The sequence below is a fragment of the Achromobacter sp. 01N37 genome, from assembly GCF_056399725.1.
Genome location: NZ_JBFTRX010000002.1, coordinates 33,238 through 53,924, shown reverse-complemented (window position 1 = coordinate 53,924; position 20,687 = coordinate 33,238). Strand labels below are relative to the sequence as shown.

Annotated in this window: 19 protein-coding genes; 3 read left to right on the top strand and 16 right to left on the bottom strand. The window is 65.3% G+C overall.

The features are described from left to right. Nucleotides 1-1,137, top strand: coding sequence for an AAA family ATPase (locus tag AC1DSJ_RS03390; RefSeq protein ID WP_346553195.1), 1,137 nt, complete (start codon nucleotides 1-3; stop codon nucleotides 1,135-1,137). A gap of 62 nt (nucleotides 1,138-1,199) precedes the next feature. Here the strand turns inward: AC1DSJ_RS03390 and pcaG are convergent, their stop codons facing one another. The 12 genes from pcaG to AC1DSJ_RS03330 all read right to left on the bottom strand — a co-directional run bounded on the left by pcaG (nucleotide 1,200) and on the right by AC1DSJ_RS03330 (nucleotide 14,058). Continuing rightward, complete coding sequence (pcaG, locus tag AC1DSJ_RS03385) at nucleotides 1,200-1,808, bottom strand: protocatechuate 3,4-dioxygenase subunit alpha (protein WP_441371723.1); 609 nt, start codon at nucleotides 1,806-1,808, stop codon at nucleotides 1,200-1,202. Between the two features lie 11 nt (nucleotides 1,809-1,819). Continuing rightward, nucleotides 1,820-2,554, bottom strand: a complete 735-nt coding sequence (gene pcaH, locus AC1DSJ_RS03380; protein WP_441371722.1) for a protocatechuate 3,4-dioxygenase subunit beta — start codon at nucleotides 2,552-2,554, stop codon at nucleotides 1,820-1,822. Beyond that, the gene (locus tag AC1DSJ_RS03375; RefSeq protein ID WP_427949404.1) at nucleotides 2,551-3,963 is read right to left on the bottom strand and encodes an MFS transporter; all 1,413 of its coding nucleotides are present in this window, start codon (nucleotides 3,961-3,963) and stop codon (nucleotides 2,551-2,553) included. The genes pcaH and AC1DSJ_RS03375 overlap by 4 nt, the downstream gene beginning before the upstream one ends. Before the next feature lie 98 nt (nucleotides 3,964-4,061). Next, complete coding sequence (locus tag AC1DSJ_RS03370) at nucleotides 4,062-5,252, bottom strand: 4-hydroxybenzoate 3-monooxygenase (RefSeq protein ID WP_441371721.1); 1,191 nt, start codon at nucleotides 5,250-5,252, stop codon at nucleotides 4,062-4,064. Between the two features lie 152 nt (nucleotides 5,253-5,404). Continuing rightward, a complete protein-coding gene (locus AC1DSJ_RS03365; RefSeq protein ID WP_441371720.1) occupies nucleotides 5,405-7,150 on the bottom strand; it encodes a long-chain-fatty-acid--CoA ligase in 1,746 nt (581 codons plus the stop codon). Between the two features lie 37 nt (nucleotides 7,151-7,187). Beyond that, on the bottom strand, nucleotides 7,188-8,342 hold the full coding sequence (locus AC1DSJ_RS03360) for an acyl-CoA dehydrogenase family protein (protein ID WP_441371719.1): 1,155 nt from the start codon (nucleotides 8,340-8,342) through the stop codon (nucleotides 7,188-7,190). Nucleotides 8,343-8,359: 17 nt separating this feature from the next. Next, complete coding sequence (locus AC1DSJ_RS03355; RefSeq protein WP_054427135.1) at nucleotides 8,360-9,184, bottom strand: SDR family NAD(P)-dependent oxidoreductase; 825 nt, start codon at nucleotides 9,182-9,184, stop codon at nucleotides 8,360-8,362. 21 nt (nucleotides 9,185-9,205) lie between these two features. Then, nucleotides 9,206-9,640 carry a MaoC family dehydratase gene (locus tag AC1DSJ_RS03350; protein WP_441371718.1) on the bottom strand — a complete coding sequence of 145 codons (435 nt, stop codon included), beginning with the start codon at nucleotides 9,638-9,640 and terminating at the stop codon, nucleotides 9,206-9,208. 25 nt (nucleotides 9,641-9,665) lie between these two features. Then, entirely contained in the window at nucleotides 9,666-10,109 is a 444-nt protein-coding gene (locus AC1DSJ_RS03345; protein WP_441371717.1) for a MaoC family dehydratase N-terminal domain-containing protein, read from the bottom strand. Nucleotides 10,110-10,174: 65 nt separating this feature from the next. Next, complete coding sequence (locus tag AC1DSJ_RS03340; protein WP_476760264.1) at nucleotides 10,175-11,359, bottom strand: lipid-transfer protein; 1,185 nt, start codon at nucleotides 11,357-11,359, stop codon at nucleotides 10,175-10,177. Next, nucleotides 11,356-12,888, bottom strand: coding sequence for an acyl-CoA synthetase (locus AC1DSJ_RS03335; RefSeq protein ID WP_441371715.1), 1,533 nt, complete (start codon nucleotides 12,886-12,888; stop codon nucleotides 11,356-11,358). Before AC1DSJ_RS03335 ends, AC1DSJ_RS03340 begins: the two co-directional genes overlap by 4 nt. Nucleotides 12,889-13,014: 126 nt before the next feature. Further along, complete coding sequence (locus tag AC1DSJ_RS03330; RefSeq protein WP_441371714.1) at nucleotides 13,015-14,058, bottom strand: AraC family transcriptional regulator; 1,044 nt, start codon at nucleotides 14,056-14,058, stop codon at nucleotides 13,015-13,017. Between the two features lie 191 nt (nucleotides 14,059-14,249). On the opposite strand from AC1DSJ_RS03330, the gene AC1DSJ_RS03325 reads away from it, so the two are divergent. Both AC1DSJ_RS03325 and AC1DSJ_RS03320 read left to right on the top strand, forming a co-directional pair. Further along, nucleotides 14,250-15,419: a CaiB/BaiF CoA transferase family protein gene (locus AC1DSJ_RS03325; protein ID WP_441371713.1), complete on the top strand. Its 1,170-nt coding sequence runs from the start codon at nucleotides 14,250-14,252 to the stop codon at nucleotides 15,417-15,419. An 86-nt stretch (nucleotides 15,420-15,505) separates the two neighbouring features. Beyond that, on the top strand, nucleotides 15,506-16,501 hold the full coding sequence (locus AC1DSJ_RS03320; RefSeq protein WP_175171078.1) for a tripartite tricarboxylate transporter substrate binding protein: 996 nt from the start codon (nucleotides 15,506-15,508) through the stop codon (nucleotides 16,499-16,501). A 21-nt stretch (nucleotides 16,502-16,522) separates the two neighbouring features. Here the strand turns inward: AC1DSJ_RS03320 and AC1DSJ_RS03315 are convergent, their stop codons facing one another. The 4 genes from AC1DSJ_RS03315 to AC1DSJ_RS03300 form a co-directional block, all read right to left on the bottom strand. Further along, nucleotides 16,523-16,897 carry a tautomerase family protein gene (locus AC1DSJ_RS03315; protein ID WP_054427127.1) on the bottom strand — a complete coding sequence of 125 codons (375 nt, stop codon included), beginning with the start codon at nucleotides 16,895-16,897 and terminating at the stop codon, nucleotides 16,523-16,525. A gap of 172 nt (nucleotides 16,898-17,069) precedes the next feature. Further along, the gene (locus tag AC1DSJ_RS03310) at nucleotides 17,070-18,323 is read right to left on the bottom strand and encodes a quaternary amine ABC transporter ATP-binding protein (RefSeq protein WP_054427126.1); all 1,254 of its coding nucleotides are present in this window, start codon (nucleotides 18,321-18,323) and stop codon (nucleotides 17,070-17,072) included. Further along, a complete protein-coding gene (locus AC1DSJ_RS03305; protein ID WP_054427125.1) occupies nucleotides 18,320-19,177 on the bottom strand; it encodes an ABC transporter permease in 858 nt (285 codons plus the stop codon). The genes AC1DSJ_RS03310 and AC1DSJ_RS03305 overlap by 4 nt, the downstream gene beginning before the upstream one ends. Nucleotides 19,178-19,514: 337 nt before the next feature. After that, on the bottom strand, nucleotides 19,515-20,516 hold the full coding sequence (locus tag AC1DSJ_RS03300; protein ID WP_054427124.1) for an ABC transporter substrate-binding protein: 1,002 nt from the start codon (nucleotides 20,514-20,516) through the stop codon (nucleotides 19,515-19,517). Nucleotides 20,517-20,687 lie beyond the last annotated feature (171 nt).

Sequence of the window (20,687 nt, the reverse complement as noted above, 5' to 3'; positions counted from 1 at the left end):
ATGCAATTCGATACCCTGCGGGCGCTGGCGCCCGAGCCCGGCCAATCACCGGATTACGCCGCGTGCCTGGCGGCATTCCCCGCCTTGGAACTGGCCAAGACCACCCCGCAAGACCCGCGCTATCACGGCGAAGGCGATGTCTGGACGCACACGATGATGGTGGTCGACGCCCTGCTGGCGCTGCCGCAGTACCAGACCGCGTCGCGTGCTGACCAGGAAGTGGTGTTTCTAGCCGCCCTGCTGCACGACGTAGCCAAGCACAGCACCACTGTCATCGACCCCGTCACGGGCGCCATCGGCCAGCCGGGCCATTCGCGCAAGGGCGCTATCGACGCGCGCATCGCGCTGTGGGATGCCGGCGCGCCTTTCGCCGTGCGCGAGGCCGTGTGCCGGCTGATCAGTGTGCATCAGGTGCCGTTCTTTGCGCTGGAAGGCTCGCGCCGGGGCAAGCCGCCCGAGTTCATCGCGCGTGAATTGTCATGGCACGTCAGCCTGCCCCTGCTCGCGATGCTGGCAGAAGCCGACATGCGTGGGCGCATCTGCGCCGATGCGCAGCGGGTGCTGGACAACATCGCGCTGTTCTGCGAACTGGCGCGCGATGACGGCTGCTTTGAACAGCCCCGCGCCTTCGCGGATGCGCACACCGCGGTCAGCTACTTTCGCGGTGCGGACGTGCACCCCGACTACCCGCTGTTCCAGGAGCCGGGCTCGCGCGTCATCGTGATGTCGGGCCTGCCGGCATCGGGCAAGAATACGTGGGTGAACGCGCATTACCCCGACCTGCCGGTGATTTCCTTCGACGATGCCCGCGAAGAACTCGGCCTGCGCCACGGCAAGAACGAAGGCAAGGTGGCGCATCTGGCCATCGAGCGCGCGCGCGAACTGCTGCGCCGCAAAGCGCCATTCGTGTGGAACGCCACGAACCTGAGCGAACTGATGCGCAAGAAGACGCTGGACCTGCTGTACGCCTACCACGCCGAGGTGGAGCTGGTGTACCTGGAAAAACCGCGTGCCGAACTGCTGCGCCGCAACAGCCGGCGCGACACATCGTTGTCGAACAAGACGTTGACCGGCATGCTGCACCGCTGGGATCTGCCGCTGCCGACCGAGGCGCATCGGGTTGTGTACGCGGTATAGCCGGAGGGGCATTGTGCCGCCTCGGCTTGCGGTGTGCAGCACGCGGCACGCCGCAAACCCGGCTAGCAGTCAAAGAACACCGTTTCTTCCGAGCCTTGCATGTGCACATCGAATTCGTAAACGATGTCGGCACCGCGCTGCACACGCCGGGCCAGCAAGGTGTGGCGGCGTGACGCAGGGACGCTGTTCAGCACGGCATCATGCGAGTTCGCCGCCGTCTCGTCGTCGAAGTACACGCGCGTAAACACATGCAGCAACAAGCCGCGCATGGTCACGATCATGTTGATATGCGGCGCTTCGGCCTCGGCCTGCCCTGCGGGCTTGACCGTGTGGAACGCGTAGCGATGCTGCGGGTCGGTGCCGGTGCCGCAGCGGCCAACGCCTCGAAAGCCCATGCCCTCTGCCTCGTCCGCGTCTTGCGGATAGCACCCGTCGCCATCCACGTGCGAGATTTCAACCAGCGCATCAAACACCGGCACGCCATCGCCATCCAGCACACGCCCTTCCAGCAGGATACGTTCGCCATGCGCCGCATCGGTGGCGACAACCGCATCAAACGGCTGGTTGAACGGGTAGCCGTACTGCGCGGCGGTAAGCCCGTAGGCAAAGTACGGCCCCACCGTTTGCGAGGGGGTCTGTCCGAAGTTGTCTTGCAAACCTTGCATCAGCATGGCGGGCCTTTTTAGCGGTGTTCGAAGGGCGTTTCATCCGCCCCGCGCAGCACGATGTCGAACTGATAGCCCAGCGCGTAACCCTCTTGCGTCAGGTCCAGGCTGAAGTCCGCGATCAAGCGGCGGCGCACTCGCTCAGGCGTGCCGGTGATCATCGGGTCCAATGGCAGCAGCGGGTCGCCCGGGAAGTACATCTGCGTCACCAGCCGGCTGGCGAAGTGCTGGCCAAACAATGACAGGTGTATGTGTTGCGGCCGCCACGCGTTGGGATGATTACCCCAGGGATACGCGCCCGGCTTGATGGTCAGAAAGCGGTAGCGGCCCTGGCTGTCCGTCATGCAGCGGCCCGCGCCCAGAAAGTTCGGGTCAAGTGGCGCGTCGTGCTGGTCACCCTTGTGCACATAGCGCCCGGCGGCGTTCGCTTGCCAGATTTCCACCAGCGTGTGCGGCACGGGCCGGCCGCGGTCATCCAGCACGCGGCCGGCCAGCACCATGCGTTCGCCAATTGGCTCACCAACCGGGTCGCCCGGACGTCGCGCGTTGCGCGTCAGGTCGTGATCCAGTTCGCCCACACACGCGTGCCCGTAGACCGGCTGGCGCAGTTCGCCCAGCGCGGCCTTCAATGGAATCAGCGGTTGCAGGGGCCCACGCTTGGCGGTTGAGCGGTAGCCGTCGTACTGGTACGCCGGGTGGCTGTCCCAATCACGCGGAGACAACCCCGCGCCAGAACAAGGATGGCGGTTCATCGTGACACTCCGGAATGCGCAACAGGGCGCGTCAGGTCAGGGGAAACTTGCGCGGGGATGTGGCGGCGCAAGAGCAACAGGGCGATCAACGCAAACACCATCACCGTACCCAACATCATCAGATAGCCGTGCGCGCCGCCCAGCGTGATCACCGTAGCGCCCACGAAGGCGCTGAGGATGGCGCCAAGCCGGCCGAACGCGAGCGCCGACGCCGTGCCCGTTGCCCGTACGCCCGTGGGGTAAACGAAGGCGCACAGCGCGTACATGGTGGATTGCACGGCGTTGACGAAGAGCCCATGCACGCCGAAGCCAAACACCAGCAACGATGTGTCTTGCTGCACGTTCAGCTTCAGCATCAGGAACGCGCTGCCAAAGGCGCCGGCGCAGCAGATGGCCAGCGGCCAGCGCGAGCCCCAACGCGTCATGGCGACGGCGCACACCAGCGCACCGATCACGCCGCCCAGGTTGTAGGCGGTCAACCCAGAGCCCGCCACCGCCAGCGGCAAGCCCTCGGCCGACAGCATCGTCGGCAACCAGCTGAATGCGCTGTACACCGCCGTCAAGCACATGAAGAACGCCACCCAGATGGCAAGGGTGTCGCCGCGATAGCCCCGTGCAAACAGCGCGCGTACCCCGCCCTGCTTGGCCGATGCGCGTTGCTCGATGGCCTGCTCCACCGCATCGGTATAGATGGCGCCTTGCGCCATGGGCCGCCCCATGCGCGCCAGCAGCGCATTCAGTTCGGGCCAGCGCTCGGGCCGGCGCGCCAGGAAGCGTGGCGATTCCGGCAAGGTCCGCATCAACACCACGCCTAGCACCAAAGGCAACGCGCCGCCGACAAAGAACAGCGTGCGCCAGCCATACAGCGGCAACACGTGGGCCGAAAAGAACCCGGCAAGCATGCCGCCCAGCGGCACGCAAACGATAGTGGCCGTAACCGCCAGCGTGCGCCGGCGTGCGGGCGTGAATTCGGCGGTCATCGTGGTGGAGCTGGGCAGCGCGCCGCCGATGCCCAGGCCGGCGATCAGGCGCAGTACCGCGACGGTGAGCGGGTCGGGCGCCAGACCGATTGCGCAGGTGGCGGCGCCGAACACGAAGACGCTGACGATCACCGCCATCCGCCGCCCGAAGCGGTCGGCGAACAGCCCGGCGCAGGCGCTGCCGATTGCCATGCCGATCAGCCCGGCAGCCACGGCGGGGGCGAAGGCTTCGCGCGTGATGCCCCATTCCTTGATCATCAGCGGAATGGCAAAGCCGATCAATTGGGCGTCAAACCCATCCATCACGATTGCCAGCGCGGCCAGCATCACGACGATCTTCTGCGTGCCGGTGAACGGGCCGTTATCCAGCAACGCGCCGATGTCGGCGGTGGCGCGCGCGGGCGCCGCGCCCGGGTGGGTTCCTGCCATGTGTTGTCTCCTTTGTCTTGCGCTCTGTGTTGCACCCGGTGTTGCTCTGATGGCATCGCTCTGTCTGGCGCAGGGAATTTATGCGGGTATCACTGCATTCAATCCCAAGGCGCCTCCATCGGCAAGCCGACATAGTTTTCCGCGAGCGCCGTGGATGCGGCACGTGAACGGGTCAGGTAGTCAAGGTTGGCGTCTTGCACTTTGCGCTCAAACGCATCCGCGCCGGGCGCGCGATGCAGTATCGACGTCATCCACCATGAGAATCGTTGCGCCCGCCAAATACGGCGCAGCGCCGAGGCGCTGTACTGGTCCAGCAGTTCTTCGCTGCGGTGCTGGTAATAGCGCGTGAGCGCACGCGACAGCAGCCGTACATCGGACATGGCCAAGTTCAACCCCTTGGCGCCCGTGGGCGGCACCACATGCGCGGCGTCGCCCGCCAGGAACAGCCGGCCATGGCGCATGGGTTCGGTCACCATGCTGCGCATGCCTACCACCGTCTTGCTGAAGATTTCACCTTCTTTCGGTTCCCACCCATCCCGGGTGGCCAAGCGCGCACGCAAGCCAGACCAGATGCGGTCGTCGGACCAGTCGTCCGGCGTATCGCCGGGATCGCATTGCAGGTACATGCGTTGCACCTGCGGCGAACGCGTGCTGACGAGCGCAAAGCCGTCGTCGCCCAGCGCGTAGATCAGTTCATCGGAAGACGGCGGCGCCTTGCACAGAATGCCCAGCCAGCCGAAGGGGTAGTGGCGTTCGGCGGTTTGCCGCGCGTGCGCAGGGATCGCGGCGCGGCTGACGCCGTGCGTGCCGTCGCACCCGGCGATGAAGTCTGCTTCCAGAATATGCGTGCCGCCCTCCGGCCCGGTAAAGCGCACGCTGGGGCGCGTGGACTCCAGCGCATGCAAAGACACGCCGCTGACGTCGAAGCGGATGTCGCCGCCTGCGGCCAAGCGCGCGTCAACCAGGTCCTTGATGACCTCGTGTTGCGCGTAGACCATCACGGCCCGGCCCTGGGTGAGTTCAACGAAATCAATGCGCCGGTCAACGCCGTTAAAGCGCAACACCGTGCCTTCGTGGCGAAAACCTTCGCGCCGCAGCCTGCCGCCCAGACCGGTTTCGGTCATCAGGTCGACGGTGCCTTGCTCCAGCACGCCGGCGCGAATGGTTGCGCAGATGTCTTCCCGGCTGCGCGTTTCCAGCACCACCGATTCGATACCCTGCAAATGCAATAGATGCGACAACATCAAGCCAGCCGGCCCAGCACCGATGATTGCCACCTGCGTCCGCATACCGATTCCCCTTGTCGTCACGCGCCGCGACAGCCATCAGAACGGGCAGGCATGTGCAGTTGGCGAAGACCCTTGAGTGTCACCTCCTCTGTCGTTCTTGAGAATGGGTTTAACGCAACGAATTCATTACGCTTTGGTAGGACTTTCGGCTTTCAGCCACTGGCGGCGCTCAACGCCGTCGCCCGCCCCGCTTCCTGCAATTGCCGCCACAGGATCTTGCCTGTGCTGGACTTGGGCAGCGCGTCCACAAACTCCACGATGCGCGGGGCTTTGTATGCCGCCATGCGGGCACGCGCCCAGGCGATGACCTCGTCTTCACTGGCGCTGTCACGCGCCTCGGGGCGCAACACCAGCAAGGCCTTTACCGTTTCGCCACGGCACGCGTCCGGCACGCCGATGACGCAGGCCTCGTGGACGGCAGGGTGGTCGTACAGCGCGTTCTCGACTTCCGCCGGCCAGACCTTGTAGCCCGACGCGTTGATCATGCGCTTGAGCCGGTCGGTGACGAAGAAATAGCCGTCTTCATCGACCCGCCCCAGATCCCCCGTGCGGAAATAGCGTTGGCCATCCAGCATGAAGAAGGCCTCGGCGTCTGCTGCCGGGTTGTTCCAATAGCCTTGCATGATCTGCGCGCCGCGCGTGGCGAGTTCGCCGACTTCACCGGGCGGCAGTTCCTGCAACGTGGACGGGTCGACCACCCGCGTGTCGACGCCAAAAGTCGGCACGCCAATGCATTGGCGCTTGTTGCGGTTCATGGGGTTGCAGTGCAGGAAGGACGCGGTCTCGGTCAGGCCGTAGGCTTCGTTGAAGATGATGCCGTAGCGCTCGGCCAGCATCGCCGCCACCGCTTCGGGCATGGGCGCGCCGCCGCCGCACAGCAAGGCCAGGCGCGACAGGTCATACGATTCGATGCCGGGTTGTGCGAAGAAGTCCACGATCATCGCGGGCGGCGCGGCCCAGACGCTGACGCGATGCCGCGCCATCAGTTGCGCGGCCACGTGCCGGTCCCAGCGCGGCAGCAGCACGACGGTGGCGCCCAGCAAGATCGGCAGATTCATGCAATTCTGCATGCCCAGCAAATGGAACAGGGGCGCCACGCCCATGATGACCGCTTCGGATGTCAGCCCGCGCCACAGCTGCGACCCCGTCACCGCCGCGCCCAGCGTGCCGTGCGTGTGGCGGCACCCCTTGGGCCGGCCGGTCGTGCCGGATGTGTAGGGCAGCAGGCATAGATCGCCCGCCTTCGCCTTGTGCGGCAGCGGCGGCGAATTGACCGCCATTGCGCCGTACCACGGCACGCCGCCGGCAACGTCCGGCGCGCGGCGCGGTGCGGCGATGAGTTCGGGCGGCGCCACGCTGCTGTCGTCTGCCTTGTTGTCCGTCCCCCGGTCTTTGTCTTCGCCTTTGTCCGAGTATGCGTACTTGCTTGCCCCCAGATAATCCGAATACGTATGCACGATTACCCGGTCCAGCCGGCCGTCTTCGACAAAGCCCGCCAGGCGCCCCGCAAGCTCCTGCGCGGCGAACGCCACGCGGGCGCCGCTGTCATCCAGATAATGCGCAAGCTCCTCCGGCGTGCTCATGGCGTTCACCGGCACCACCACCGCGTCCGCGCGCAGCACCGCGTAGTAGGCAATGATGAACTGCGGACAGTTCTGGCTGAACAGCAACACGCGGTCGCCCGCCGTCACGCCCGCGCCGTGTTGCAGATAACCGGCCATGGCGTCAACCTCGCGCTTGAGCCGCGCGTAGTCCAGCACCGTGTCATAGAACACGATGGCGGGCTTGGCGGGATAGCGCGTGGCCGCGGCCTCCAGGTTGAAATACAGACTGGATTGGGGAGGGCTGATCTCAGCCGGCAGCCCCTTGGGCCAGTACTGATAGTGCGCTTGCTGCATCCGTTGTCTCCGGTTCCCGCTCGTCGGGTGAGCCGCGTCAGGCGGTCATGCCGCGGGCGATGATTTCTTTCATGATCTCGTTTGAGCCGCCGTAGATCTTGCCCACGCGCGCATCGGCATACATGCGGGCGATGGGGTATTCCAGCATGTACCCGTAGCCGCCGTGCAGTTGCAGGCATTCATCGATCACCTGGCAGTTCATCTGGGTCGTCCACCACTTGGCCATCGCAGCGGTGGACAGGTCCAGCGTGCCCGCCAGCTGCCGCGCAATGCAGTCGTCGACAAAGCGTGCGGCGATGGTGGCGACGGTCTCGCATTCAGCGAGTTTGAAGCGCGTGTTCTGCATGTCGATCAGCGGCTGGCCAAAGACTTGCCGCGTGGACGTGTAGGCCACGGTATCGTCGATGGCGCGGCGCATGGTGGCCACCGCGCCCACCGCAATCAGCAGGCGTTCACGCGGCAGTTGCTGCATCAGCTGGGAAAAGCCACGGCCCTCGGTTTCACCCAGCAGGTTGGCGGCGGGCACGCGCACGCCGTCAAAGAACAGCTCGGCGGTGTCCAGGCTTTTCTGGCCCAGCTTTTCCAGCAGCCGCCCGCGCCGGAAGCCGGGCAAGTCCTGCGTTTCAACCATGACCAGCGACACGCCGCGCGACCCGGCCTGCGGGTCAGTCTTGGCGACGACGCAAATCAGGTCGGCATGCAGGCCATTGGTGATGAAGGTCTTGGAGCCGTTGACCACATACGTATCGCCGTCGCGCACCGCCGTCGTGCGCACGCTTTTCAAGTCGGACCCGGCCCCCGGCTCGCTCATGGCAATGGCGCCCACGAGTTCGCCCGTGGCCATCTTCGGCAGCCAGCGCTGCTTTTGCGCCTCGGTGCCGTAGTTCAGAATGTAGTGCGCCAGAATGGCGCTGTGCACGTTGTTGCTGAAGCCGTAGACCATGGCGCGCGCCTGCTCAGCCGCCACAATGGCTTCGTGCGCAAAGCTGCCCCCGCCGCCGCCATACGCTTCGGGCATGCTGACGCACAACAGGCCCATGCGCCCGGCCTTATGCCAGACCTCGCGGTCAGCGTGCTGCTGCTTGCGCCACTTTTCTTCGTCAGGCACAAATTCGTTTTCAAAGAGGCGGCGCGTGGAATCCTGAAACAGCGTCAGGTCGGCATCCATCCAGCCTTGCCGTGGCGTGTCCATCGTGGTCTCCTGGCCGTTCACGGACGGCCGCCGCCCACGACCAGCACCTGGCCGCTGACGTAGTTGGATTCAGGCAGGCAGAACAAATACACCGCCCCCGCCGCTTCGGCCGGCGTGCCAGCGCGCCCGATCGGGATCAGGCTTTCGGCGTTCTTCAGCACCTGCGGGTTCACGCCCACCTTGATCTGCCGGCCCTGGATATCCAGCGTGGCGTCGCCATCGGCGGCCGCTTCGGTCAGGCGCGTCTTGATCAGGCCGAACGCCACGCTGTTCACGTTGACCTTGTAGCGCCCCCATTCCTTGGCCAGCGCGCGCGTCAGGCCATTGATGCCCGCCTTGGCCGCCGCGTAGTTGGCCTGGCCCGCGTTGCCCATTACGCCCGACGTCGAAGAAATATTCACGACCTTGCGGAACACTTCGCGGCCATCGGCGGCTTCGGCCTTGGCGGCTTCGCGGATGAAGCCCGAGGCCGCGCGCAAGATACGAAACGGGGCCGACAGATGCACCGCCAGGATCTCGTCCCATTGCTCATCCGTCATCTTCTGGATGACGTTGTCCCAGGTGTAGCCGGCGTTGTTCACGATGATGTCCAGGCCGCCGAACGTATCGATGGCCGTACCCACGAAGCGCTCGGCAAAGCCTGTTTCCGTGACGCTGCCAGCGCACGCCTGCGCCTGCCCGCCCGCCTGCCGGATCATCGCCACGGTGTCTTCGGCAGGCCCGGCGTCCAGGTCATTGACCACCACCTTCGCCCCTTCGCGCGCCAGCTTCAACGCGATTTCCTGACCAATGCCGCGCCCCGATCCGGACACCAGCGCAACCTTGCCTTCTAGCGTTCCCATTGTCTTGCTCCTGTTTGGTTTTCAACGCGCGGCCAACACCGCCACGCCGCTTAATCTGAGTTCACCCGCCTGGCTGCGCGCTTGCAGTTCCACGCGCAAGCGCGTTTCGCCTTGCGCGTCGAAACGTTCGACAACCTGGCCGGTGCAGCGCACTTCATCGCCCACATGCGTGATCGCCACGAAGCGCACCGCGAATTCGCGCAAGGCCGATTGCGGCGCCCAGTTCGTCAGCAAGCGCGCCAGGTAGGCGGTGGACAACATGCCGTGAGCGAACACATCGTCCATACCGGCTGCGCGTGCGAAGTCGATGTCGACGTGGATGGGGTTGTGGTCGCCCGAGGCGCCGCAGTACAACGCCAGCGCATGCCGGCTGATGGGGCCGGCCGTGAAACCGGGCAGCGCATCGCCCGCGCGGGCAGCGTCCAGGCGGTGTGGGTCGACGCTTCGTGCATCCAAGCCTCGTAATTCCATGTCTGCCCCCTTAGCCATTGCGCACCACCGTCACGGCGCGCATCTCGGCCACCAGATTTCCTGCGGCGTCGCTTACGCGCGTTTCGCGCACCACGAATTCCAGCGTGCCGCCCTTCTTGGCGTAGATGTCGGTGATGCGCGGCTCGAAGCGCAGCACGTCGCCCGCACAGGCCATGGCGTGATACGTGAAGCCCTGCTCGCCGTGCAGCACGCGACCGATGTCGATGCCCAGCAGTTCGCGCATGGCGGCCGGGCGCGGGCTGTCCATTTCCAGGCAGAAGAAGAACGTGGGCGGTACGGGCAGGCCACGATGGCCGGCCGCGCGCGCCGCGTCGTCATCGGTGTAGACGGGGTCGTCCTGGCCCGTCGCCTTGGCGAAGAAGCGCAAGCGGCCGGCTTCCACCGTCGTGGTGAAGGCGGGAAGCTTGGCGCCGATATGGCGGGTGTCCAACATGGGAGTCTTTCCTTCTTGTTGACTGAGGTGGCTGGAATCAGGGCGCTGAGTTCAGGCTGCTGGGTTCAGGCCGCTTGATACAGCGTGACCACGCACGCGCCGCCCAGCCCCAGGTTGTGCTGCAACGCCAGCCTGGCGCCTTCCACCTGACGCAAGTCGGCCTGCCCGCGCAACTGCCACACCAGCTCCGTGCATTGCGCCAAGCCGGTTGCACCCAGTGGATGGCCCTTGGACAACAGGCCGCCTGAAGGATTGGTCACCACGCGGCCGCCGTAGGTGTTGTCGCCATCGACAATGAATTTTTCGGCGGTGCCTTCGGGCGTCAGCCGCAGGCCTTCGTAGGTGATCAATTCATTTGCCGTGAAGCAGTCATGCAGTTCCACCACGTCTACATCGGCCGGGTCCACGCCCGCGGCCTCGTAGACCTGATCCGCCGCGGCGCGCGTCATGTCGGCGCCGACGAGTTTGCGCATGTCCCGTTCGCCAAAGGTGGAAAGCGTGTCGGTCGTCATGGCTTGCGCGGCGATGCTGACGGCCGGGTTCAAGCTGTGGCGGCGTGCGAAATCTTCCGAACACAGAATGGCGGCCGCCGCGCCGCAGGTGGGCGGGCAGCATTGCAGCCGCGTCAACGGATCAAAGATCATGGGCGCGGCCAGCACTTCGTCCAAGGTGACGGTCTGGCGGAATACGGCGTACGGATTACGCGCGGCGTGCTGGCGCGCCTTGACCGAAATGCGCGCGAACGTGTCGGCGCGGATGCCATGTTCTTTCATATAGTCGCGCCCGGCGCCGCCAAAGAATTGCGCGGCGCGCGGCTTGTCGGTGTCGTACCCTTGCAGGCCCGACATCGACGACACGAATTCGGTAAGCGGCGACGGCCGGTCTTCGTACACGCCCTTCAGCGCGCCCGGCACCATCTGCTCAAAGCCCACCGCCAGCGCGCAKTCCACCGCGCCGCTYTCCACGGCCTGACGCGCCAGGAACAAGGCCGACGACCCGCTGGCGCAGTTGTTGTTCACGTTGAAGACGGGAATGCCCGTCAGGCCCACGCCGTACACCACCGCCTGACCGGAAGTGGAGTCGCCGTACACGTAGCCGGCGTAAGCCTGTTGCACGGCGTCGTAAGGCACGCCGGCATCCGTCAAGGCTTCGCGCACGGCGCGCATGCCCATCACGGAATAGGGATCGCTTGCGCCGGGTTTGCTGAACGGGATCATGCCGACACCGGCCACCCATACTTTTCGATTCATGCCTGCTTCTCCTGTGGGGTCGTGGCGGCCGTTGCCGCACGCGGGGGTTCATGGCCTTGCCGTAGCGCGGACTTCAATACTTTTCCGGCGGCCGACATCGGCAGTTCGTTGCGAAAGTCATAGCTCTTGGGGCATTTGTAGGTGGCCAGCAACGGGCGGCAATGCGCGCGCAGCGCGTCCGCATCCAGGGCATGGCCCGCACGCGGCACGATCACGGCGTGCACGGCTTCGCCCCAGCGTTCGTGCGGCACGCCGATCACGGCGCAGCGCGCCACCGACTCGTGCTGCGCCAGCGCGGCCTCGACTTCAGCGGCGTAGACGTTTTCGCCACCGCTGACGATCATGTCTTTCAGGCGGTCCACCACATGCAGGTAGCCGTCTTCGTCTATGCGCGCGGCGTCTCCGGTCAACAGCCACCCCTGCGAGAACGCGCTGGCGGTGGCGTCGGGCAGGTTCCAGTAGCCCGAGATCACCATGGGGCCGCGCACGGCAAGTTCGCCCACGTGGTTGACGGCAGCCTCTTCGCCATCGGGCGTCAGGATGCGCACTTCCACGCCCACGGCGGGCCGGCCCACGGAGTGCATGCGTGCGCCGCCGTGGCGCACGTGGCGATGGATGGCGACCAGCGCCGAGGTTTCCGTCATGCCATACGCGTGTACGAATTCCGCTTGCGGAAATGCGGCCAGCGCGCGGTCGAGCAAGGCCGGTGCAATGGGTGATGCGCCCCAGATCACGCGCTGAACGCCGTCCAGGCGATAGCTTGAGAAGTCAGGGTCATCCAGCAGCATCTGGATCATGCTGGGCACGAGCAGCACTTCGGACACGCCGTCATCTTGCAAGGATCGCAGCACCGCCTTGGGGTTAAAACCGCGCTGCATCACCACCGAGCCGCCCGCCAGCAACTGGCCCATCAAGCGCCCCAGCCCCGCCACATGAAACAGCGGCGCCACCAGCAGCACGCAGCTGTCTGCGTCGGTGGGCACCGTGGCCAGCCGGGCGACGGCGGCGCTCCAGAGATTGGCGTGCGTGAGCATCGCGCCTTTTGGAAAGCCGGTGGTGCCGCCCGTGTACAAGATGGCGGCCAGCGTGTCGCCGCCCGCGCGCAGATCGTCAAGGGGCGCGGCGGATTCAGCTTGCGCTTCCACCGTGGCGAACGACACGGTCTGCGTGGAAGACGGCGGGGTGACTTCATCCAGGCGCGGGGCCAGCGCGTCGTCCACCAACAGCAGGCGCGGTGCGCCGTCTGCCAGCCCTTGCGTCAGCTCTGCGCTGCTCCAGCGCGTGTTCAAGGGTTGAATCGCCGCGCCCAGCCACCAGCACGCCAGCATCGACGACACATAGGCGGCGCTGTTCACGCCCAACAACGCGACGCGGTCACCCGGCTGCACCCCGCTGGCGCGCAACACGGCGGCCTTGCGTGCGGCCCAGGCCAGCAGTTCGGGATACGTCCATCGCTGCGCGTCTTCGCGCAGCGCGGTCTTGCCGGGATACAGCCTGCTGGCGCGGTGCAGGCCTTGCGTCAGATACATCACCGTTGTCTCCTGCGGCGCGGGTCTCTGTGGCCCGCTGTGCTGTCTGGCCGGCAGTCTTCTGCCCAGCCGTTGACGAGCCCCTAGCTTCCCGCCGGGCGCGCATGGCGGCAATGGCCGCAGGCGTCAAATGGATTGGCGGAAAGTGTCAGCGGGTGCGCGGGGGCCACACACCAATTGATGGCGCCGGTATTCGCCGGGCGACACGCCAGTCCATTTCTTGAATGCACGATGAAACGTGCTGGATTCCGAGAAGCCCAGGCGGTCGGCGATGTCCATCAACGACAACTCATGCCGCCCCAGATACTCCACCGCCGCATCGCGCCGCAAGTCATCCTTCAGCACCTGGAAGCCTTGGCCCTCTTCGCGCAGATGCCGCCTGAGCGTTTGCGGCGTCATCGACAGCTGCGCGCTGATTTGCGCGAGCGACGGCAGGTCGGCCGACAAGTCATTGCGCAGCAGCCGCCGGATACGGTCGGTAAGCGTGGCGCGGTCTTGGTACTTCACCAGCAGGTCGAACGGCGCATTGGCTAGAAAGGCCTTCAGTGATTGCGCGTCCTGCACGACGGGCAGCGCAAGCCAGCGCGACTCCAGCCACAGGCCCGTTACCGTCTGGCCATAGCGTACAGGCGCATGGAACACCTTGTGCGCATCGGCGCTGCGCGTGCCACCGTTGTAGTCCACGCCCAGAATCGGAATGCGGCGCGCGGCCAGCCAGTTGGCCACGCCGAGCGTGAAAAAGAGAAAGGTGCGCTCGCCGTACCACTGCGTGCAGTGGCGCGCGCCACGGGCGTCCAGCACGATGTGGGCGGCGTCGCCCGTGACGCACAGGCGGGCGGTGAAGTCGCGCAGCACGCCGTGGTAATAACGGAACGCCACGCGCAGCGCATCACCGATGGTGGCTTCCTGCAAGGCCAGCCGGCATGCGTGCGCGAACACGCCCAGCGGCACCGGGTGTTGTCCCATGCCCAGAAAATCGTCACGGGTGGCGCGCCGCAGCATCCGCAATATCTGCGCGAACTGCGCTTGCGACACGCGCGCCATCGGCGCCTGCAACAGCGCAGGCGGCACGTCGGCGCGCAGCAGGACGCGATCAACATCCACGCCCCGGCTGCGCGCGCCTTGCAGGATCTGGGCGATATGCCCGACGGCAATGGTGTGATGCGTCATGGCGGATTCCTACGGCTTGGCGAGCACCGGTAGCGCTGATGGTAGCCAAAGCCATGGCGGCAAGGAATGCCCGGCATGAGCATTCCCGCCAAGTGGAATCAGCGATTTCGCCATTGGTTCGCCGCAAAGCCGCGCCTAGACTGGATCGCGCCCCTGACTGGCCGCCTCTTCGTATTTACCGGAGTCCCTCTTTGGATACGCCGAACACCGCCCCGCTTGCGGGCATCAAGATCCTGGACCTGTCGCGTTTATTGCCCGGCCCGCTGGGCGCGCAGTACCTGGCCGACCTGGGCGCAGACGTGATCAAGATCGAAGACACGCAGGCAGGCGATTACGCGCCGCCCGCCCTGCGCGCCGTGTGCAACCGCAACAAGCGCGGCTTGCGGCTGGACTTGAAACACCCCGACGGGCAAGCCGCGCTGGCCGCATTGGTGCGCGACGCCGACGTGCTGATCGAGAGCTTCCGGCCCGGTGTGACGGCGCGATTGAAGGCCGATTACGACACCTTGTCCCAGCACAATCCGCGCTTGGTGTATTGCAGCATCACGGGCTACGGCCAGGATGGCCCGCAGCGGGATGCGGCCGGACACGACCTGAACTATTCGGCCTATGCCGGCGTGGCGGATCAAATGGGGTGCGGGCCGGATCAGCCCGCGCTGTCCAACCTGCCGGTCGCCGACATTCTGGGCGGATCATTGACGGCGGTGATGGGCATTCTTGCAGCGCTGGTGGATGCGCAGCGCACGGGCCGGGGCCGCTATGTGGACATCGCCATTGCCGATGGACTGCTTGCCGGGGCGGTGGTGCCATTGGCCACGCTGAATGCGCATGGCGATACGCGCCCGTCCGGCGGCGATACGTTGTCGGGCGCGCTGGCGTGTTACGGCCAGTACCGCACGCAAGACGGGCGCTATCTGGCGGTGGCGGCGCTGGAACCAAAATTCTGGAACACCTTGTGCCGCCGGCTGGATCGGCCCGACCTGATTGCACTGCACCGCGACGACAGCGCCGCGCAACAGGCGCACGTGAAAGGCGAACTGCAAAGCCTGTTCGGTTCGCGGCCGTTGGCGCATTGGGTGGAATTGCTTGAAGACGCCGATTGCTGCGTGTCGCCTGTGCTGACACTGTCTGACAGCCTGGTGCACCCGCACTTCAATGCGCGCGGCATGGTGCATCACGCGCGCCACGAGGTCTATGGCCCCGGCGCGCACATCGGCAGCCCCGTGAAGATGTCGGGCTTTCAATTTGCGATTCATCGCCAGGCCCCGCTGCCCGGCGAACACACCGATCAGATTCTGCGCGAAGCCGGTTACGACGATGCCGGCATCGCCAGCCTGACCGAGCGCGGCATTGCGCGGTAGCGCGCGCCGCCGTGTTCGGATGCCGCCGTGACAAGTGGCGCTGCCAAAGACCCGCTGTACCCATAACAATCAGGACGGAGACAACCATGACTGATCATCCTCGCAGCACCGCCTCGCCCGGACGCCGCAGCCTGCTGAAGCTTGGGCTGGCGCTGCCCGCCGCTCTGACGCTGGCCAAGCCCGCGCGCGCGGCCACCTTCCCCACGCGCCCCATCACGCTGATCGTGCCGTTTCCCGCGGGCGGCGCCACCGACACGCAGATGCGCGCACTGGCAGTCGCAGCCTCGCGCGAATTGGGGCAGACGGTCATCATCGCCAACCGCCCCGGTGCAGGCGGCACGCTAGGCCCGGCGGCGATGGCGCACACCACGGCCCCCGATGGCTACACGGTGTCCGTCGTGGTCGGCACGCTGTTCCGCTATCCGTTCCTGCAACAGGTGAACTACGACCCGCTCACGGACTTCACCTACGTGGCGTGCATGACGGCGTATTCCTACGGCATCGTCGTGCGCCAGGATGCGCCCTGGAAAACGCTGGACGAGCTGATCGCGCACGCGCGCGCGAATCCGGATCAGGTCAGTTATGGCGGCACCGGTGCGGGTGGCTCGGGCCGCATCGCCATCGAACGTCTGTCGCGATTGACGGGCGTGCGCTTCAACTTCATTCCGTACAAGGGCGCAGCGGAAGAAACGACCGCGCTGTTGGGCGGCCACATCCAGATGGTGTCGGACGCCGGATGGGGGCCAATGATCGACACCGGCAAGGCGCGCCTGTTGGCGGTGATGGGCGAGGCGCGCGCCAAACGCGTGCCTGACGTGCCCACGCTGACCGAACTGGGCTACCCCATCATTGCGTCGAACCCGGTGGGCATCGCGGGGCCGAAGGGGATGGACCCGAAGGTGGTGGCGGTGCTGCAAAAGGCGTTCCACCGCGCGTCCCGAGATCCGGAGTACAACCGCGCGCTGGAAAATGCGGATCAGCCGCACATGCTGATGGACAGCGCGGCCTATACCGAATACGCCGTCCGTCAGGTGGCGGAGGAAAAACAGTTCGTGGCGGAACTGGGCTTGAAGATGCAGTAATCGAACGGCGGATGCGTGGGCTTAACGGCCAGCGGCTTTGGCGCTGATGCCGTTGGCCACGCCCATGTCGACTTTGGGCACGTCGCGGATCAGGACGCGCACGTCTTCGCCCGAGATGTCGATGCTGGTGCACACGGCCTGGTTCAACGCCGCGATCAGCGCCGCCTTCTTGGCTTCGTCGCGGCCTTCGATCAGCGCCACGTCCACGCGCACCATGCGCTTGCCGATTTCACCGGCCACGATCACGTTCTCGGCAGGCACTTCCTGCAACACGATACGCACGCTGGGCAGCGGCGCGGCGATGCTCTCGACGACCGCGTTCGAGGCGGCCGTCAACAGCGCGGCTTTCTGAGCGGCCGAGTGGCCTTGCAGGATCTGGACATTCAAAATGGGCATGACGGCTTCCGATAATCCGAATGGGAGAAACCGGCCGAACTGACCGGCCAGCCATCATAAAACGACTTTGCCCGCATGCAAGGGATTGCATGCGGGCAAAAGGGTCAAGCTTGGGCGATGATGGGCGACGATGCGCGATGCCGGGACGCCCCCGTCAACCGCACCGTCAGGGTCAGGCCGCTTCGCCCCGGTGTTCCGGCACGGGCTGGCCTTCGAGCTCGCTGGCAACCGCTTCCGCAGGCGCGGACTCGGTCAACGCAGGCGTCACCAATTCCACGACCTTCTTGCGCGACAACATGCCCAGGAACTCGTCGTCTTCGCCCGTGACGGCAACCGGCTGGTCGCTGTGCACCAGCTGGGCCAGCACTTCGCCCAGGCCGGCGGTGGCGGGCACCGAGGCCAGGTCCTCGACAAAGCGCGACACATCGCGTGCGCCTTGCTCAATGGCCTGCTCGGCCGCCATGGCCGTCAGCACACCGGCCAGGCGCTTGCCGTCCAGCACCGGCGCGTACTGGTAGTCCATGGCGCGCATGCGGTCCAGCGCGTGCGCGGGGCGCGAACGCATGGTCAAGGTCAGGCGCGCCGGGTTCACGGCGTGCGTGGCGTTGAGCACCTTGGTGCGGTTCACGTCCTGCAAGAACGACTGCACATAATCGTTGGCCGGATTCAGCAGAATGTCTTCCGGCGTGCCTTCCTGCACCAGTTCGCCGTCCTTAAGGATGGCGATGCGGTTGCCCAGGCGCAGCGCTTCGTCCAGATCATGCGTGATGAACACGATGGTCTTGTTCAGCTTGGCTTGCAGTTGCAGCAGCTGATCCTGCATTTCGCGGCGGATCAGCGGGTCCAGTGCGGAGAACGCTTCGTCCATCAGCAGGATTTCGGCGTCGGTCGCCAGCGCGCGCGCCAGGCCCACACGTTGTTGCATACCGCCCGACAACTGATGCGGATACTGGTTTTCAAAACCGGCCAGGCCCACTTGCTCAAGCCAGTCACGGGCGCGCTTTTCGCGTTCCGCCTTGCCCACGCCCTGCACGGTCAGGCCGTACGCGGCGTTGTCCAGCACCGTGCGATGCGGGAACAGGCCAAAGCGCTGGAACACCATGCTCATCTTCTTTTGACGGAAGACTTCCAGGTCGCGCTTGTTCAGGCTGACCACGTCCACGCCGTCGACCAGGATGTGACCGGCGCTGGGTTCGATCAGGCGGTTGAAGTGACGGATCAGCGTCGACTTGCCGGAACCCGACAAGCCCATGATGACGTAGATGCTGCCTTCTTCAATCGACAGGCTGATGTCGCGCAGGCCCAGCGTGTGGCCGCTTTCGGCCAACAGCTGTTCCTTGCTCATGCCGCCCTGGGCCGCTTGCAGCCACTTCTTCGGATGCGATCCAAAGACCTTGTAGATGTTCTTGACTTCGATCTTGCTCATCGCTGGCCTCCCATGCGCATGCGCTGTCCATACGATTGCGTGATCCGGTCGAACAGCACGGCCAGCACCACGATACCCAAGCCTGCCAGCAGGCCACGGCCCACTTCCAGACGGTTGATCCCCAGCAGCACTTCATAGCCCAGGCCGCGTGCGCCGATCATCGACGCAATCACCACCATCGACAGCGCCATCATCGTGGTCTGGTTGATACCGGCCATGATGTTGGGCAGCGCCAGCGGCAACTGCACGCCAAAGAGTTGCTGGCGCGGATTGGCGCCGAACGCGCGCGACGCTTCCAGCACTTCGCGGTCGACCAGGCGGATGCCCARGTCGGTCAGGCGGATCAGCGGCGGCACGGCGTAGATGACGGTGGCGATGATGGCGGGAATCTTGCCCAGGCCAAACAACATCACAACCGGAATCAGGTACACGAAGCTGGGCATGGTCTGCATCACGTCCAGCACGGGCAGCATGATGGAGCGCAGCCAGTTCACACGCGCCATCAGCACGCCCAACGGAATGCCGATTACCACCGACAGGCCCGCGGCCATGATCATCAGCGCCAGCGTCTGCATGCCGGCGTCCCACAAGCCCAGCACGCCGATGACGCACAGCAGCGCGCCCATCGCCAGGCTCAGGCCGATACGGCGGCTCACGCCATAGGCGATGGCGATGGTCACGGCAACCACCGCCCACCAGGGCGAGCTGCGCAACACTTGTTCAAGCCACACCAAGGCGTGCAGGACCGGCTGAGACAGGGTCTCTAGCGTGTCCGCGTAATTGGTGACCAGGTGATCGACGAACCCGTCGATCGCCGCCCTGACCTGACGGGCGGGAATAATTTCAGGAAACATATCTTTGACTCCATTCTGGGGCGCTTGGTGGCAGCCGCCGCCACGCATTCCGAGTAATCGGATGTCCATGCAGCCAGGACACTTCCGGTTGGAAACCGGCTGCTGGAAGGGGCGGCGCCATGTGCTTGCTTCCGAACGCATGCGTCCGGCAAACGGCCGTCCCAGGGGAAAAAACCCAGGGCAACATGCCCGCCACGGGGCTTTTTCCCTTAGGGGCTTTCCTATTCAGGGTGCTTCCTGAAGGGCTTTGCCTTCGGGGAGGCCCAGCTGGCGGGAACACGTCCCGCTGGCCGGGCCGGCACGCGCCACAAGGGCGCGGCACCAGCACCACGTTACGTTACAGCGCGCTTTGGACGCGCCCGGCGACGTCTGCGGGGACCCACTTGGTCCAGACATCGGGCTTGTTCTTCAGGAACCACTTGGCCACCGTGTTGGAATCGTCGCCAGACTCTTCCATGTGGGCCAGGGTTTCATTGATCACCGGCAGCGGCACCGAGACCTTCGACAGGAAGGCGGTCAGCGTCGGGGCTTCTTCGGAGAACTTGGTGTTCACCGCGGTGAAGACGGGATTGTCAGGATAGGCGCTGGCCTCGGGCTTGGCGCACTTGGGCGACGTCAGGCACTTGTGCTTTTCGGCGTCGTAGGGCGGCATGTCCAGCTTGACCAGGTCCATCGCGCCAACCAGCGGCGTGGGCGACCAGTAGTAGAAGACGACGTTCTGCTTGCGCTTGTAGGCCGACATCAACGCCGCCTTTTGCGCCGCGCCCGTGCCGGGCGAGTACAGCGTGTAGGTGTCGTCCAGCTTCAAGGCGTGGAAGAGGTTGTTGCTGGTGACTTCGCAGCCCCAGCCCGCCGGGCAGCCGTAGAAACGGCCCTTGCCGGGTTCTTCCGGGTCCTTGAACTTGTCCTTGAACTTCGGCAGGTCGGCCGCGGACTTCAGTTCAGGCAGGCGTTCGGCCGTGTAGCGGGGGATGTACCAGCCTTCGGCGCCCATGTAGAGGTCGCCGATGCGCTTGACCTTGCCGGTCTTTTCAGCGCGTTCCCAAGGTTCGGCCACGCTGTTCAGCCAAATCTCGGTATTGATATCCAGATCGCCGCGCTCAAGCGCAGCCAGAGCAGGCAGCGTTTCCGTCGGCAGGGTTTCGGTTTTGCAACCGTAGCCCTTTTCCATGATGAAACGTTCGACATCCACGAGGACCAGGTTGGATTCCCAGTTCATGGCGCCGAAATTGACCGGACGCTTGATTTCACATTGCGGCGCGTCGGCAGCTTGGGCTGCACCGGCAAACGCAAACAGAACGGCCGCGGCGGCCAGGGTCTTGACAGGGGTAAAACGCATTGGCTTTTGCCTCCATAGGTTCAGGGACACACGCCGGGTCTGGCCCGGAAGTGCCATGGAGCTAAGGGGGTTGTGCGGAAGACGGGCAGAACCGCCAATACAAACCGACACTAGCGACAAGAGGAACCGCAAAGGTGCGGAGTCTTGCAAGACAGAGGTTTCAAAAACGCG

Coding starts and splice junctions, on each gene's coding strand:
- AC1DSJ_RS03345 (WP_441371717.1), bottom strand. CDS start 10,109: ATGTTGGACACCCGCCATATCGGCGCCAAGCTTCCCGCCTTCACCACG.
- AC1DSJ_RS03310 (WP_054427126.1), bottom strand. CDS start 18,323: ATGAGCAAGATCGAAGTCAAGAACATCTACAAGGTCTTTGGATCGCAT.
- AC1DSJ_RS03375 (WP_427949404.1), bottom strand. CDS start 3,963: ATGGCAGGAACCCACCCGGGCGCGGCGCCCGCGCGCGCCACCGCCGAC.
- AC1DSJ_RS03365 (WP_441371720.1), bottom strand. CDS start 7,150: ATGCAGCAAGCGCACTATCAGTACTGGCCCAAGGGGCTGCCGGCTGAG.
- AC1DSJ_RS03320 (WP_175171078.1), top strand. CDS start 15,506: ATGACTGATCATCCTCGCAGCACCGCCTCGCCCGGACGCCGCAGCCTG.
- pcaH (WP_441371722.1), bottom strand. CDS start 2,554: ATGAACCGCCATCCTTGTTCTGGCGCGGGGTTGTCTCCGCGTGATTGG.
- AC1DSJ_RS03355 (WP_054427135.1), bottom strand. CDS start 9,184: ATGGGAACGCTAGAAGGCAAGGTTGCGCTGGTGTCCGGATCGGGGCGC.
- AC1DSJ_RS03335 (WP_441371715.1), bottom strand. CDS start 12,888: ATGTATCTGACGCAAGGCCTGCACCGCGCCAGCAGGCTGTATCCCGGC.
- pcaG (WP_441371723.1), bottom strand. CDS start 1,808: ATGCTGATGCAAGGTTTGCAAGACAACTTCGGACAGACCCCCTCGCAA.
- AC1DSJ_RS03315 (WP_054427127.1), bottom strand. CDS start 16,897: ATGCCCATTTTGAATGTCCAGATCCTGCAAGGCCACTCGGCCGCTCAG.
- AC1DSJ_RS03300 (WP_054427124.1), bottom strand. CDS start 20,516: ATGCGTTTTACCCCTGTCAAGACCCTGGCCGCCGCGGCCGTTCTGTTT.
- AC1DSJ_RS03330 (WP_441371714.1), bottom strand. CDS start 14,058: ATGACGCATCACACCATTGCCGTCGGGCATATCGCCCAGATCCTGCAA.
- AC1DSJ_RS03390 (WP_346553195.1), top strand. CDS start 1: ATGCAATTCGATACCCTGCGGGCGCTGGCGCCCGAGCCCGGCCAATCA.
- AC1DSJ_RS03360 (WP_441371719.1), bottom strand. CDS start 8,342: ATGGACACGCCACGGCAAGGCTGGATGGATGCCGACCTGACGCTGTTT.
- AC1DSJ_RS03370 (WP_441371721.1), bottom strand. CDS start 5,252: ATGCGGACGCAGGTGGCAATCATCGGTGCTGGGCCGGCTGGCTTGATG.